Annotated in this window: 13 protein-coding genes and 1 tRNA gene; 11 read left to right on the forward strand and 3 right to left on the reverse strand. The window is 46.4% G+C overall.

Annotated features, from left to right (window positions below; translation table 11 throughout):
- Positions 1–77 precede the first annotated feature (77 nt).
- From rpsK to HXT33_RS01240, 6 genes are all read left to right on the forward strand, one after another.
- The gene (rpsK, locus tag HXT33_RS01215; RefSeq protein WP_004105468.1) at positions 78–476 is read left to right on the forward strand and encodes a 30S ribosomal protein S11; all 399 of its coding nucleotides are present in this window, start codon (positions 78–80) and stop codon (positions 474–476) included.
- 79 nt (positions 477–555) lie between these two features.
- Complete coding sequence (locus tag HXT33_RS01220; protein WP_004134296.1) at positions 556–1,551, forward strand: DNA-directed RNA polymerase subunit alpha; 996 nt, start codon at positions 556–558, stop codon at positions 1,549–1,551.
- An 85-nt stretch (positions 1,552–1,636) separates the two neighbouring features.
- A complete protein-coding gene (gene rplQ, locus HXT33_RS01225; RefSeq protein ID WP_004129014.1) occupies positions 1,637–2,071 on the forward strand; it encodes a 50S ribosomal protein L17 in 435 nt (144 codons plus the stop codon).
- A 128-nt stretch (positions 2,072–2,199) separates the two neighbouring features.
- The gene (locus tag HXT33_RS01230; protein ID WP_421787197.1) at positions 2,200–3,441 is read left to right on the forward strand and encodes an Mbeg1-like protein; all 1,242 of its coding nucleotides are present in this window, start codon (positions 2,200–2,202) and stop codon (positions 3,439–3,441) included.
- A 27-nt stretch (positions 3,442–3,468) separates the two neighbouring features.
- On the forward strand, positions 3,469–4,386 hold the full coding sequence (locus tag HXT33_RS01235) for a tRNA pseudouridine synthase A (RefSeq protein ID WP_421787199.1): 918 nt from the start codon (positions 3,469–3,471) through the stop codon (positions 4,384–4,386).
- A gap of 90 nt (positions 4,387–4,476) precedes the next feature.
- Positions 4,477–4,562, forward strand: a tRNA-Ser gene (locus HXT33_RS01240).
- 199 nt (positions 4,563–4,761) lie between these two features.
- Here the strand turns inward: HXT33_RS01240 and HXT33_RS01245 are convergent.
- The gene (locus tag HXT33_RS01245) at positions 4,762–5,202 is read right to left on the reverse strand and encodes a hypothetical protein (protein ID WP_421787201.1); all 441 of its coding nucleotides are present in this window, start codon (positions 5,200–5,202) and stop codon (positions 4,762–4,764) included.
- A 36-nt stretch (positions 5,203–5,238) separates the two neighbouring features.
- Positions 5,239–6,282 carry a hypothetical protein gene (locus HXT33_RS01250; RefSeq protein WP_421787203.1) on the reverse strand — a complete coding sequence of 348 codons (1,044 nt, stop codon included), beginning with the start codon at positions 6,280–6,282 and terminating at the stop codon, positions 5,239–5,241.
- Between the two features lie 172 nt (positions 6,283–6,454).
- On the opposite strand from HXT33_RS01250, the gene nusA reads away from it, so the two are divergent.
- From nusA to ribF, 5 genes are all read left to right on the forward strand, one after another.
- Positions 6,455–7,492, forward strand: coding sequence for a transcription termination factor NusA (nusA, locus tag HXT33_RS01255; RefSeq protein ID WP_004135703.1), 1,038 nt, complete (start codon positions 6,455–6,457; stop codon positions 7,490–7,492).
- A 290-nt stretch (positions 7,493–7,782) separates the two neighbouring features.
- Positions 7,783–10,590, forward strand: a complete 2,808-nt coding sequence (gene infB / locus HXT33_RS01260; RefSeq protein WP_421787632.1) for a translation initiation factor IF-2 — start codon at positions 7,783–7,785, stop codon at positions 10,588–10,590.
- A gap of 1 nt (position 10,591) precedes the next feature.
- Complete coding sequence (gene rbfA, locus HXT33_RS01265) at positions 10,592–11,134, forward strand: 30S ribosome-binding factor RbfA (protein ID WP_421787205.1); 543 nt, start codon at positions 10,592–10,594, stop codon at positions 11,132–11,134.
- Positions 11,135–11,157: 23 nt separating this feature from the next.
- On the forward strand, positions 11,158–12,294 hold the full coding sequence (locus tag HXT33_RS01270) for a tRNA pseudouridine synthase B (protein ID WP_421787207.1): 1,137 nt from the start codon (positions 11,158–11,160) through the stop codon (positions 12,292–12,294).
- Positions 12,295–12,364: 70 nt separating this feature from the next.
- Positions 12,365–13,609, forward strand: a complete 1,245-nt coding sequence (gene ribF / locus HXT33_RS01275) for a bifunctional riboflavin kinase/FMN adenylyltransferase (RefSeq protein ID WP_004128996.1) — start codon at positions 12,365–12,367, stop codon at positions 13,607–13,609.
- Between the two features lie 25 nt (positions 13,610–13,634).
- On the opposite strand, the gene radA is transcribed toward ribF, so the two are convergent.
- Positions 13,635–15,131, reverse strand: coding sequence for a DNA repair protein RadA (radA, locus tag HXT33_RS01280; RefSeq protein ID WP_421787209.1), 1,497 nt, complete (start codon positions 15,129–15,131; stop codon positions 13,635–13,637).
- Between the last annotated feature and the right edge of the window lie 14 nt (positions 15,132–15,145).

A 15,145-nucleotide genomic window follows, 5' to 3' on the forward strand; every position in this document is an offset into this window, starting at 1 on the left:
GTGGTCGGCTCTAGGCCACGGATACATTTCCATCGTCTAGACATACCAACTCATTCGTCATTAGGAAACGAGGGTCAATGGCAGCTGCAAAGCAAGCCTCGCGCAAGCCGCGTCGCCGGGACCGCAAGTCGGTGCCGGTTGGGCAGGCGCATATTAAATCAACATTCAATAACACGATTATCTCCATCACCGATCCATCCGGTGCAGTCCTTTCCTGGGCTTCCGGTGGTGACGTCGGCTTTAAGGGTTCCCGTAAGTCGACTCCTTACGCTGCAGGTATGGCTGCTGAGTCTGCCGCTCGTAAGGCAATGGAGCATGGCCTTAAGAAGGTCGACGTGTTTGTTAAGGGTCCAGGTTCCGGTCGTGAAACCGCTATCCGTTCCCTCCAGTCCGCGGGTCTCGAAGTTGGTTCTATTACCGACGTTACCCCGCAAGCGCATAACGGCGTACGCCCACCAAAGCGTCGCCGCGTCTGAGCACTCTTACGAATCCATCCATCCAACCCGCTTATGGGCGGCGAGTGCACCACCGACCAGAAGCTGAAAGGATACCAAAGTGCTTATCGCACAGCGTCCGACACTTACCGAGGAATCACTGAATCCCCAGCGTTCTCGCTTTACTATTGAGCCGTTGGAACCAGGTTTTGGCTACACTCTCGGCAATTCGCTGCGTCGTACCTTGTTGAGCTCCATTCCAGGTGCTGCCGTTACTTCGGTACGCATTTCCGGAGCTTTGCATGAGTTTACGACTCTGCCAGGTGTTGAAGAAGATGTCACTGAAATTCTGCTGAACATCAAGGGCATCGTGCTCACTAGTGAGTACGACGAGCCTGTAGTGATGTATCTGCGCAAGAATGGTAAAGGTGAAGCAACCGCTGGAGACATTACTCCTCCGGCTGGCGTTACTATTGCCAACCCTGAATTGCATATTGCTACACTTGCTGAAGATGGTGAACTTGAGATTGAGTTTACTGTTGAACGCGGTCGCGGCTACGTACCAGCTCAGATGAACAAGCAGGAGAACAGCGAAATCGGCCGCATTCCTGTGGATTCGATCTACTCGCCAGTTTTGAAGGTGAGCTATAAGGTCGAAGCTACCCGCGTGGAACAGCGCACGGACTTCGATAAGCTCATCCTGGATGTGGAAACCAAGCCAGCTATTACACCGCGCGATGCTGTTGCGTCCGCAGGTTCAACCTTGGTTGAGCTTTTCGGCCTTTGCCGTGAGCTTAATCTTGAAGCTGAAGGTGTTGAAGTTGGTCCAGCGCCAATGCGTGAGGAATCTGATTCCCAGCTGGCTATACCGATTGAAGAAATGAATCTTACCCAGCGCAGCTACAACTGCTTGAAGCGCGAGGGTATTCATACAGTCGGCGAATTGGTAGTTCACACTGAGCAGGATTTGCTCGATATTCGTAATTTCGGCATGAAATCCATCGATGAGGTCAAAGAGAAGTTGCAGTCCATGGGTCTGTCTTTGAAGGCTTCGCCGATTGGCTTCGACGCCAATAATCTCGAAGGTGGCACTTTCTTCTCGCCTGAAGACGAGTAGAATTCACCTGCAATCGTCGTAAAATTCGGATGTTCGGGTTGATGCCCACCTGAATTTTCGGCAATTGCGACAATAAGGAGTAATAATGCCTACACCGAAACAAGGCCCTCGTCTGGCTTCTAGCCCGGCTCATGAGCGCCTGATGCTGGCCAACATGGCGACCAGCCTCTTCCAGCACGGTCGTATTGTGACGACGTTGCCAAAGGCAAAGCGTCTTCGTCCGCTTGCTGAGCGTTTGATTTCATTCGCTAAGCGTGGCGATTTGCATTCGCGTCGTCGCGTGTTGCGCGTGATTCGCAACAAGTCCGTGGTTCACGTTCTTTTCACTCAGATTGCTGAGCAGATGAAGCAGCGTGAAGGCGGCTACACCCGCATCGTGAAGATTGCTCCACGTCGTGGCGATACCGCTCCTCAGGCAATTATTGAGCTTGTAACTGAGCCAGTAAGCCCAAAGAAGGCTGTTGTGAAGGAAGCTGAAGCAGCTACTAAGGTAGCAGCTAAAGAAGAAGCTGCCGAGTAGTCAGCATTTCAGCTTTACGCATCGGTAAAGTAAATCTTAAAGTTAAGCGTAAATTCGCTTCTTGAAGAATTGCTAAAACGAGTCGAGGATTTCCTCGGCTCGTTTTTTATTTGTATTATTATTGAATTATGTCGAATGTTATTGATTTGTTGCGCAACGATTTCTCTACCTTCGCTCAGCGCAAGTTTAATGCCGTAGATGCGCTGATTTTGTGCGAGCTATCTTATATAAATATGCCAACGTACGTGCCAAAATATTGCGATAATCCAAAGAATATTTCTACTGTATCTATTAACGAATTGCTTAGAATAGAAGAATATTCGTCAATGTTTTCTTCTGGATCTCCCAAAGTAGATAAATTCCGCAGGAAGCTGCTTCTTGCTGTCGCTTCCAGCCCTAGGTATAGGGGAATTCGCGTAGGGGAGTATCTTGAGAGGTTTGATGAATCAAATATTGACGAATCATTAGAGCAGCAGTTTGCTGGAGTTACTTTTGATCTTAGCAATTGCGAGGGGATTGATAATCCTCATACTCTTGTTGTGGCTTTTCGCGGCACTGACAGTACGCTTGTTGGGTGGAAAGAAGATTTCAACATGGCTTTCCGCTGCCCAGTGCCAGCGCAAGAATCTGCTGCTGAATATTTGACTTCTGTAGCGCAAAGATATAGCAAACGTTATTCTAATAAAAACTTCTTTAATAAAATTTTTGCGAACAAACTTTTTGCCCGCTTTTCAAAATCTTCCGTAGATGCGCAAAATAATCCAAATATTATTGTTGTCGGTCATTCAAAAGGTGGGAACATGGCTGCTTATGCGGCTATGCGCTTAGATGCTACAAGTCAAAAACTAGGTGATCTTGTATCAAAAATTTATTCTATGGACGGACCTGGTTTTGCGTCTGATGTAGTGGATACAAGCGTTTTTGCGAATGTTTCAAGTCGTATTGAAAAAGTAGTTCCGCAGTCTGCCTTTATTGGATTGATTATGGATACGGGAGTGCCGTATAAGGTTACATTTGCCGATTCGATTGGATTAATGCAACATTTTGGCATGTATTGGCAGATTAAAAATGGTGATTTTGACTACTGTGATTGCGTAACTCCGCGCGCTCTGGCCGTTTCTAAGGCTGCAAACGAGTGGATGATGAATCTGCCATTTGAGGAGCGAAAGCGCAGAATTGACAGCGTTTATAGCATTTTTAGCAGTTTGGGATACCCAACTTTTGATGAAATGTCTTCTCATTGGTCGGAGGTTGTTCCTAAATTATTGAAGATTGCAATGCATATGGATTCAAAAACTTATGAGCTTATTCGTAGTGTTATGAGTGCTTTTGCGCTTGCGGGCGGCAGCTCTTCGGATAAGAAAAGCTAGTGTAAAGTCTGTTTGGAAAGGTTTTGAATGCGACTTCGCTTAGATTTAGCTTACGATGGTGGCGGATTTTACGGTTGGGCTAAGCAGCCTACTTTGCGAACTGTGCAGGGTGAAATTGAGGGGGCTTTGCACACAGTATTGCGTGTGCCAGAAGGGGATGCTGCTGAGCCGCTGCGCCTTACTGTGGCTGGTCGTACGGATACGGGCGTGCATGCGTCGCATCAGGTTTGTCATCTTGATGTTTGTGAAGAAACTTTATTGCGATGCGTAGGTCATACCGGATTGGACGGTGTTTGCGCGCTCGAGTACCGGCTTAAGCACGTTTTGCCGCAAGATATTTCGTTGCATAAGGTAAGTGTTGCGCCCATTGGTTTTGATGCGCGCTTTTCTGCGTTGGAGCGCACGTATGTGTATCGTATTTGCGACGCTTCTGATTATTGTGATTACGATCCTCGTATGCGTGGTTTTGTTTTGAAACTTGACGATGTTTTGGATGTTGATGCAATGAACCAGGCTGCTGGGCTTATGATTGGTCTTCACGATTTTGGATCTTTTGCTCGCCCTAATCCTGGCGGCACTACTATTCGCGATGTAAAGAGTGCTTGTTGGGAACGTGTTGGAGAGCGCGCTAATGACGTGCGCGTTAAGCTTAAAACTGGCTGCGTACCGCCTGTTGAGCAGGGTTTACTTGAGTTTACTATTGTTGCTGATGCTTTCGCTCACAATATGGTGCGCTCGCTTGTGCAGGCTTGCGTGCAGATTGGGCGTGGTAAGCGCACGCTTGATTGGTTTGTTGAGAAGATTAATACGCCGATTCGAGAAGGTTCTACAGGCCCTATTGCGCCGCAAGGTTTGACTTTAGAATATGTGGCGTATCCGCCAGATAATGAGCTTGCGGAGCGTGCGGAAAAGATTCGCGCTCGCCGTGATTCTGCTGAGTTATAGCGTTTCAACTCGCCATAATTTTATATTCGCGCCATGGTTTACAATTGAAAAGTTGCGTTTGTGCGCGATTTTGTTGCGCGAATCGCAAGTGGATGAATGTCCGAGCGGTCTAAGGAGCACGCCTCGAAAGCGTGTGAGGGTAAAATCCTCCGCGAGTTCGAATCTCGCTTCATCCGCGAATTAACCAAGCCTAAAGCATGTAAATTGCTTTAGGCTTTTTTATTTGCCGAGCTTTCTCAAAACTGAAAGTGCAGTGCACTTTCAGTGAAAGCGAGGTCTGCCTTCGTCTCGATTGACGAGGGCAGGGCAGGCTAGTGTGTTAGCGTAGTGTGTTAGGTTTGTGTTGCTGCATTTTTAGATTATATGACATTTAGTTTAATAAACTTTATTTTCATTTGCTTGTGATTCTTTCTCTAATACGGAACTGATCCAATCTAAGTCGTCCATAGTAGATATCTGCAATTCATTGGTATATCTACGAAGATATAGCCATCGTCCAATTACATCCCAAATAAAAATACTTCTTGGACAAGTATTTTTTTCATCAAAATTAGGTGTTTTTCTCTTTCTAACTAATTTAACGTATTTTTGCAATGATTTAGATTCTTCTATATCTTCAACAACAGATGCAGTGGAATTTGCATTTACTACAGCATATTCACAAACTGATTCCTCATGTTCAAGAAGTATATATGATAACAAAAGTAAAATCATATACGAAACAATAAAAACAGTAATATATTTACGAATACGTTTTTTAGCTTGCTCTGATAAGCGATTAGACAGTGTACGTTTTAAATAATGTAGTAACGACATTAGTTATACCTCTATTGGAGACCATACCAAATTATACTATTTCAAAACCAAATTTGTCTCTGTTGGGTAGCCTAGAGCGTAGGCGCGCAATAATCTGGAAGTAATCAGCTTTATTACAGCATCTTTAAAAGCCTTATGCGCTTGAACAGCAGAGTATTCGTAGCTTGTTTCGTCGCGATTGTTTTTTGACGCGCTTTTAGTTTTATTTTCTTCAATAACTATTATTTGATTAAAAGCAGTAAGTTCAGTTCGTGCGCAATCCATATAAGCTATGGCTGCAATCGGCAAATCTTTTCCGCTTGCCTTATCTTGCGCTTTTCCACTTTCAAGAGCGTCGGATGGAATCTCATATATTTTTTTGCGCAAATCATCGCCTTTTCCGGATGCGTTCATAAAAGTTTGAGCATTTGTTGATGCCATATCGCTATATTCCAACGGCAGTCCTGGAACTTTTTTTGCGGCTAAAGTTTGTAGTATAAACGCTAGCTGATCTTCTGCAGCTGCTGCGCTGGCCAAAGGGTGATGTGTCCATTGAAAATTGTTGTAATGCTTTACTGTTTTTGTAAATTGTATATAAGCATTACGCTCTAGTTGATGAGTTATTGAAGATTCTGGGTTTTCTTGGTTTTCTGTGCTTGCGTAAGCATTTTCCTCATCGCTTGTGCCAGCAATCTCTTCGGCGATTTTTGACTTATTGTTTCCAGATTCTTTAGATAATATTTCCCATTTTGCTTTAGCGCTATAAACAATACTTTCGCTTAATCTTCCTGGGCATTGTTGTGCTACAGTTTCCCATTCTTTTGCGTAAGATTCCAAGTCTGAAGTAGATACATTATTTACGTTATTTTCAATAAATTGTTGATTTTTTTGCGCTAAACGGTAGGCTTTTGCGCAAATATTTTCGCCAGAATTAGATTTTACAGTATGATCTACGTGAATGTTTTGCAATGTGCCGCAAGATGCTAGAGTAAAAACTAGCGTAGGTGTCAATAAAGCACAAACGAAAATCTTAAGCGCAATTTTTATGCTGCGCTTTGCGTTAGTACGCACGGCTTTTAACAAAACATAAAGTGTCTGCATAATCTACTAAAATAGCCACTGACTGTGACCAATATCGACTGTATTAATTCAGTAAGGTGTTGGCTTGTCTGCGACTTAAAGCAAATCTGATTATAAATGCTATATCAGAAGGCAAAACGGTTGCAAAAATAATAATCATAAATGAATGCGTTATAACGAGAGGACGTGCGCGATGGAATTGGATTTGGCGGGAATGCATCAGCTTGCGGCACAGCAGGGGATTAATGCCGAGGAGCTGGACGAGGCGCTCGCCGAGGCCTTGCGTCTTGCGTATATGAAAACCGCTCATCCTGCAAAGCATGTGCGAGTTGAACTGGATGAACGTGCAGGTTCGTTCACTGTGTGGGCTAGGGATGAAATTCCTGGTAAGCCTACTGAAGATAACCCGTATCCGGCTCCAACGCTGGGAGAAGAGTACGACGATACTCCTCGCGATTTTGGTCGTCTTGCTGCGGCAACAGCCCGCCAAGTTATTAGCCAAATCTTCCGTAAGGCTGAAGATGATCGCGTATTTGGTGCTTTTTCTGGCCAGAAAGGCAAGCTGATTAACGGAATTATTCAGCAAGATGCCAAAGATACTACTAATATTCACGTTGCTGTTGGGGATGTTGAAGCGATTTTGCCTCGCCGTGAGCAGGTTCCAGGTGAACGTTACCGCCATGGTGAGCGTATTCGCGTATATGTTGTAAATGTTGCGCGTGGTCTTCGCGGACCAGAAATTGTGGTTTCTAGGTCGCATCCTGAGCTTGTTCGTCGTCTTTTTGAGCGTGAGGTTCCAGAGCTTGTTTCTGGCGCTGTTTCGATTATGGCGATTGCTCGAGAGGCTGGAGCTCGCACGAAGATTGCTGTACGCGCTAACTCTGAGGGCGTTAATCCAAAGGGAGCTTTGATTGGTCCTGGAGGCTCTAGGGTGCGTGCGGTAATGGAAAATTTGGGTCAGGAAAAGATTGATATTGTCGATTGGTCGGATGACCCAGCGAAGTTTGTTGCCGCCGCGCTTTCTCCAGCAACTGTTACGCAGGTGCAGGTAGTTAGCGAAAAAAATCAGACTGCAGTTGCGTTTATTCATGATGCTCAGCTTTCTCTTGCTATTGGCAAGGAAGGTCAGAATGCTCGTTTGGCTGCAAAGCTGACTGGTTGGAAGATTGGCATTGAGTCTCAAGAAGAGCATGATAAGAAAGTTGCTGCAGCTCAAGGTCAAAACGCATAATCTTTAGTAGTGGCGACACTCGCACCAATCCAACGTTTCGAGTATGCTGAAAGCTGGAATCTGGGCGAAAAAGCAGTAGCATCGTCCTGCACAAGACGAGGTACAAGATCATGGTCGCACGATGATATATCGCACGATAATAAATAATAAGCTCGCAATAATGTAAAGTGGCCGCGTGTGCTAGCGCTGCCACAGACAGAGGAGAACACTGAGTGGTTAAAAAGCGCGTGTATGAACTGGCCAAAGAATTTGGTGTAGACAGTAAAACCGTGTTGGAGCGTTTGAAGGGCATGGGCGAATTTGTTAAGTCCGCTTCTTCAACAGTTGAGGCTCCAGTAGTGCGTCGTTTGCAGGCGGCGCTGGCAGCTGAAGGAAATCAAGCAGGCAACAAGTCAGGTAGCAAGCCTGCTAAGGCTGCTGCAAATCCTGCTGCAACTACAGCTTCAAAGCAAGCTGCAAATCAAGCTGCAAATCAGTCTGTGAAACCTTCTGGTGCTGCAAAACCTTCTGCGCCAAAAGCTAAGTCTCAGGCTGAATCTCAAAAACGTGCTGCAGGTAATCAAAATTCGGAGCAATCCGAACGTTCTGCAGCTTCTAAGGCCTCACCAAAGTCTGAAGCAAATCACTCTCGCGCAAATCATAATCCTCGTCCATCTTCTTCTGGCGAATCAAAGAATGCAGAGCGTCGTGGTGAAAACCGTGAGAATCGCGAGAATCATGCGCAGATGCCTCCTCGTCCGCGCCCGCATCAGGGTGCTCAAGGAGCAGGTAATGCAACCCCTCGTCCTGGTAATAATCCGTTTAGTCGTAAGCAGGGCATGCATTCTCCTACCCCTGGAGATATTCCTCGTCCTCACCCGATGTCTCGTCCAGGCGCTAAAGATGGCCGCGGTGGCCGTCCAGGCCAGGGTGGAGCTGGTAACGCAAATGGTGCGCGCGGTGAACGTGGCGGAAATCGTTCTCGCGGCGCTCGCTCTAACCAAGGAGCTGGGCGTTCTCAGTGGTCAGGTCAGCGTCGCGGTGGCGCATCTAATGGCGCTGGCTCTTCAAATAGCAGGCCGTCTGCAGAATCGCGCTTTAATGCAAATCAAGCTGCAACTTTCCAGGCTGCGGCTGCTGGTGCTCCAAACGGTGGTCCATCTCGCGGCGGCGGTCGCGGTAGAGCAGGCGCTGCAGGCGCATTCGGCCGTCAGGGAGGCAAGTCTTCTAAGGCTCGCAAGAATCGTTTAGCTAAGCGTCGTGAATACGAAGAGCTTAAAGCACCAGTTATTGGTGGCGTGCGCATTCCTTCTGGTAACGGCGCTACTATTCGTCTGCGTCAGGGTGCAACTCTTTCTGACTTGGCAGAAAAAATTGATGTCAATCCAGCAGCTTTGGTAACTGTGCTCTTCCACTTGGGAGAAATGGCAACAGCTACACAGTCTTTGGATGAGTCGACATTCCAAATTTTGGGTGAAGAAATCGGCTGGAATATCAATATTGTTTCTGCTGAAGAAGAAGATAAAGAGCTTTTGCAGCAATTCGATATTGATTTGGACGAAGAAGAGTTGCAGGAAGATGACGATTTGCAATCTCGTCCACCTGTTGTTACCGTTATGGGTCACGTTGATCACGGTAAAACTCGTTTGCTTGACACTATCCGTAAGTCGAATGTTATCGATCGCGAAGCTGGCGGTATTACGCAGCGAATCGGTGCTTATCAGGTAACTGTAAATCTTGAGGGTAAGCCTCGTAAGATTACATTCCTCGATACTCCAGGTCACGAAGCGTTTACTGCTATGCGTGCTCGTGGTGCTGAGCTTACTGACGTTGCTATTCTTGTTGTTGCAGCAGACGACGGTGTTATGCCTCAGACTGTTGAAGCTATTAACCACGCTCAAGCGGCTCACGTGCCAATTGTTGTGGCTGTGAACAAGATCGATGTTGAAGGTGCTAACCCAGACAAGGTTCGCGGTCAGCTTACGGAATACGGTTTAGTTGCTGAAGAGTACGGTGGCGACACCATGTTTGTGGATATTTCCGCAAAGCAGGGCACTAACGTTAATAAGCTTCTTGAAGCTGTGCTTCTTACTGCAGACGCTGAGCTTGATCCTAAAGCAAATCCAAATATGGACGCTCGCGGCGCAACTATTGAGGCTCGACTCGACAAGGGTCGCGGTGCTGTTGCTACTGTTTTGGTGCAGCAGGGTACTCTTCACGTTGGCGATTCTATTGTTGCAGGCACTTCTTACGGACGTGTTCGCGCTATGCTCGACGAAAACGGAAATCACCTGCAGGATGCAGCTCCTTCCACTCCTGTTCAGGTGCTTGGTTTGACTTCTGTTCCAACCGCAGGTGACCTGTTCTTGGTTACTTCGGACGACCGTTCTGCTCGTCAGATTGCGGAGAAGCGTGCAGCTACAGAGCGTGCAGCTCAGCTTGCTAAGCGCCGCAAGGTTGTGTCTCTTGAAAGCCTTAAGGAACAGTTCGCTAAGTCTGAAGTTGATATGCTGAACATTGTTATTAAGGGTGATTCCTCCGGTTCCGTGGAAGCTTTGGAAGATTCCTTGATGAAGATTGAGGTTTCTGAAGAAGTTGGAATTCAGGTTATTCACCGCGGTGTTGGTGCAATTACTCAGAACGATGTGAACTTGGCAACTGTTGACAAGGCTGTGATTATTGGCTTCAACGTGCGTCCAAACCGTCAGGTTGCTGATTTGGCAGATCGCGAAGGCGTGGAAGTTAAGTACTACTCTGTTATTTACAAGGCAATTGAAGATATTGAAGCTGCTTTGAAGGGTATGCTTAAGCCGGAATTCGAAGAAGTTGTTACTTCGCATTCCGAAATTCGCGAAATCTTCCGTTCTTCCAAGTTTGGCAATATTGCTGGTGTTATGGTTCAAGACGGCGAAGTCAAGCGCGGTACGAAGTGCCGTATTTTGCGCGACGGCGTTGCTACAGTCAACGACCTGGAAATCTCCAGCTTGCGTAGGTTTAAGGATGACGTGCAGTCCGTTAGCGAAGGTTATGAAGCAGGTATTAACCTTGGAAGCTTCAACGACATTGAGCTTGGCGACGTAATCGAAACCTTTGAAATGAAGCAGATTGAGCGCAAGTAATATGGCAGGAACAAATCCTAGAGCTGCACGTATTGCAGCGTTAATTCAGCGCGTAATCGCCTCTAATATGGAGTCGCAGTTGCACGATAAGCGTCTTGCTAGTGTAACTATTACGGAAGTTAGAGTTACTAACGATTTGCAAATTGCAAAAGTTTATTGGACTCAGCTTGGTCATGCTGGAAAAGAGCAGGGTGAGCGTCAGCGTGCAGCCCAGGCTTTGCAGCAGGCTCACGGACGTTTGCGCTCTTTGGTTGGTGCAAAAGCTGGCTTGCGTTTAACTCCGCAATTGCAGTTCGTTTACGACGAAGTGCCTACGGAAGCGCACGAAATTGAGGATATTTTGGTTGCTGCTCGTCATCGTGACGAAGAGTTAGCTAAAATGCGCGAAAACGCTAAGTATGCTGGCGAATCTGATCCGTATAAGAAGCCGCATGAAGATGATGAGTCTGATGACGATTTTGAAGATGAGTCTGACGACGATTTTGAAGATGACGAATCTGCAGAATCTTCAGAACCTGCAGAATCTTCAGAATCTGCAGAATAGCGCGAAAAAATCTTAATTTGCATATGACGCAATTCACACCATCTTCCGGCATTTTACTTGTAGACAAGCCGCAGGGAGTTACAAGTCACGACGTTGTAGCCTGCGCTCGTCACCTTTTGCACACAAAACGTGTAGGTCACGCAGGAACGCTAGATCCTATGGCAACAGGTTTGCTAATCGTAGGTTTTGGTAACGCAACGCGCTTGCTCAACTACATGCTAGGTCACAACAAAACCTACGAGGCGGTAATTCGCTTGGGTGAGTCTACGACTACAGATGATGCAGACGGTGAGATTTTGCAACAAAACAATCTGCAATTAGGTCCGGGAGTTGTTACTAAAGCTGCAGACGATTTGCTTTTGAAGCTTCTTCTTGAAAGCGATTCTTGTAATAGTGAGCTCATGAACCAAGCTTTTGAGCGCATTAAGCAAGTTATTAAAGAAAACTTAACTGGCAAAATTATGCAAGCTCCAACCGCTTTTTCTGCAATTAAAATTAACGGTCAGCGAGCATACGATTTAGCTCGCGAAGGAAAAACTGTAGAAATTCCGTCTCGCGAAGTAACTATTAGCGATTTTTATGTTGCTAATCCTTGTATTTTGCGCGGCAAAAGCGGAAGAAAAGTATGCGATATTACTGCAACTGTTTCTTGCAGTAGTGGCACGTATATTCGTGCTTTAGCGCGCGATTTAGGCCGTCTTCTTGGCGTTGGTGGACATTTGATTTCGCTTAGACGCACAAGCATCGGCGATTTTTCAGTAACAGATCCTCGCGTTCTTAAACTTCGCACGGAAACTCGCGAATTTACCGATAGGGAAGGTGTTTTGCAAAAACGTTCAAAAGCTGTGCCGAAAGAAGATTTTGACGCCGATATTTGTCTTCCTAAAACCTGCTTAAACATGTTTGAAGCAGCCGAGCATACTTTACCAATGCTACAAATTGACGAAACTCAAGCAAAAGACTTGCGTTTTGGACGCTGGCTTAGTTTTGAATCAGAAGAAAATTCTCAACAATATCCTGCAATAGCCTACGTTAAATCCTCAAACAATGAGCAAAATGACGTAGTTGCTGTAGTTGAGCAAGCAAAAAATAGCAAAACTAATCAAATCAAACCAATTGTGGTATTTCCGGCAAGCCAGAAGACTGGTAAACTGTATTAAGGATTGAAAATAAGGAATTACGCAAGACGTATTGCGTACGTAAAGCTTCAACGCGGATAGTAAGGATATCATGAAGGTCATCGACATTCGACCAGATGCCAACGGCATGATTAATTGGCCAACGCTAAGTGCAGAGCGTAAAGCAGTTGTTACAATTGGTGTGTTCGACGGTATGCACAAGGGGCATCGTGAGGTTGTTCGCCGCACTGTGGAACTTGCGCACCGTCACGGCGCGTTTTCTGTTGTTATTATGTTCGATCCGCGCCCAAGTGTAGTACATGCAAACCCTGATTTATACGACGATTTTGGAGATTGCAACACGGATCTTCCGGAAGATTCGGATGCGCTTACCAGCGTTCGTCAACGCTTGCGCGTGCTTTCTGAGCTAGATGTTGATCACGTTGTTATTGTGCGTTACAGCCTTGCTTTTGCTGCAAAATCGTACCGTTTCTTCTTAGGTCAGCTCGTAGGAAAGCTTGGTATGCGAGCTTTGGTTCTTGGTTCTGACGCTGCTCTTGGTGCTCGTAGGGCTGGAAATATTCAAGCTATTCGCGAATTATCTAAAGCAACGGGCGTTTTTGAGCTTATTGAGGTAGAAGATTTAGGTCCAGAGGATGTTCGCGTGCCAGATCCTATTGTGCGCGAAGTTCCTAAGGGTTCTGGAGAGCCGGAAGATCCTGCTGAAGGCATGAATAAGGCGGAATATCGCGCTTGGAGTAAGAGTATGCCGAATAAGAAGGTGCGTGCTTGGAGCTCTACGAATGTTCGCTGGATGCTTGCAACTGGGCGTGTTAAGGCGGCTCGCGAAATTTTGGATCAACCGCATCGCGTTGAAGGAACAGTGGTTCATGGAGATGAGCGCGGTCGTGAGATTGGTTTCCCAACAGTGAATCTTGGCGAAAAAATTGAAGGATATATTCCAGTTGACGGCGTATACGCTGGTTGGGTTGTTGATTTAGATTCAGATAATAAGAATGAAATGCGCCCAACAAAGAGCACTGTGCCGGATGTTAGCGTTTTGCGCCGAGATGAGCTTCATTTAGGCGTACATTCTCCATGGCGTTGGCCAGCTGCGATTTCAATCGGCACAAAGCCAACGTTTAATAAAGATGGTGAGGACGAAGCTGAACGCACAGTTGAAGCTTACGGATTGTTCGACGATTGGAAGGATTTGTACGGACACCGCGTTTGCATTGAGTTTGCTAGCTTCTTGCGCCCACAGCAGGCTTTCGATTCTGTTGATGAGCTAAAAAATATGCTTAAAGCCAATGTTGAAGAGGTGCGTGCAATTACTGACGCTGAGGCTGAAGACTAAGTTTACTTAACTTGTCTTACATCCTTTACAGCCCAAGCGCTTGCAATGCATCTCGAACGTTGCGCACTTCAACAATCTGCAATCCTGGAATATTAATTTTCTTTCGAAGCGGGCACACAACAGCGCGCTTGTATCCTATTCTGGCTGCTTCGCGCAAGCGCGGCTCCATTCTAGGAACAGGACGCACTTGACCAGTTAAGCTTATTTCGCCAATTGCGCACGTTTTTTTAGCTACAGCTTTTCCGCTTGCGGCGCTTGCCAAAGCAGCAACAATTGCAACATCGCACGAAGGCTCTTTTGCAAGCGCGCCGGCAATCGTAGAAACATACAAATCTTTTGCAAGTAAATTAACTCTTCCATGACGATACAAAACAGCCGTAAGCATTGCAATACGGTTTGCATCAACCCCAGAAACTGCGCGACGAGGAGTTGGGAGTGCAGATTGCGTTACAAGCGCCTGTATTTCAATTGGCAGGCTTCTGTGTCCTTCCAGCGTAAAAGTGACGCAAGTTCCGTCGTTTGTGCCATCTTGCGCATTTTTATCTTGATTATCGTTTTCTGTAGAAGACAAAAACAGTCCGGAAGGATCTGGCACTTCCTCAATTCCTTCTCCGCTCATATCGAAGCAGCCAACTTCGTCAGTTGGCCCAAAACGATTCTTAACAGCCCTAAGCATGCGCAAAGCCGTCTGCGAATCTCCCTCAAACTGGCAGACTGTATCAACTAAATGCTCAAGAGTGCGAGGGCCTGCAATAGAGCCGTCTTTAGTAACATGACCAACCAGCATAACTGGAATATTATTCGTTTTAGCAACATCAATAAGCGCGCTCGCAACTTCGCGCACCTGAGTGGAGCCGCCGGTAATGCCTTCAACGTCTCGAGCAACGATTGTTTGCGCAGAATCGACAATAGCAAGCGTTGGCCTGTGAGCTTCAATAAGATCAAGAACAGTGTCTAAGTCTCCGGTTGTTGCAAGAAGCAAGTAGTCGTTTACAGCGTTAATTCTAGATGCGCGTAACTTTACTTGGGCAGCTGACTCTTCGCCGGAAATGTATAAAACAGGAGGAGTTCCATTTAATTTCGCCTGTTTTGCAATATTTGACGCAGCTTCTAAAAGAAGAGTTGATTTTCCGATTCCAGGCTCACCTGCAATAAGAGTTACTGAACCCGGCACAAGACCGCCGCCTAAAACTCGATCAAATTCGCCAAAGCCTGTGTGAATACGAAGTGCATCGTCGGCTTCAATTTCGCTCATCGGTTGAGCTGATATTGATGAGTTTATTGCGTTTGCTGAGTTTGCTGAGTTTGCTGACAAGTATCCTGCGTTTGCTGCCGTATTTCTACCATTTCCAGAGCGCGTCATCCTCGAGGCGCGAGTAGTTTTTGAAAGCCCGCTAACGCGCGCTTCTTTAAACTCGTTTACTGTGCCCCATTCGCCACATTCCGGGCAGCGTCCATACCATTTTGACCCGCTCCATCCGCATTCGGAGCATAAATAGTGCAGGGGAGATTTACTAGCCATATTTAGACGCTATA

Origin of the sequence: Gardnerella sp. DNF00753 (genome assembly GCF_049244275.1) — a bacterium.
Classification (GTDB): domain Bacteria; phylum Actinomycetota; class Actinomycetes; order Actinomycetales; family Bifidobacteriaceae; genus Bifidobacterium; species Bifidobacterium greenwoodii.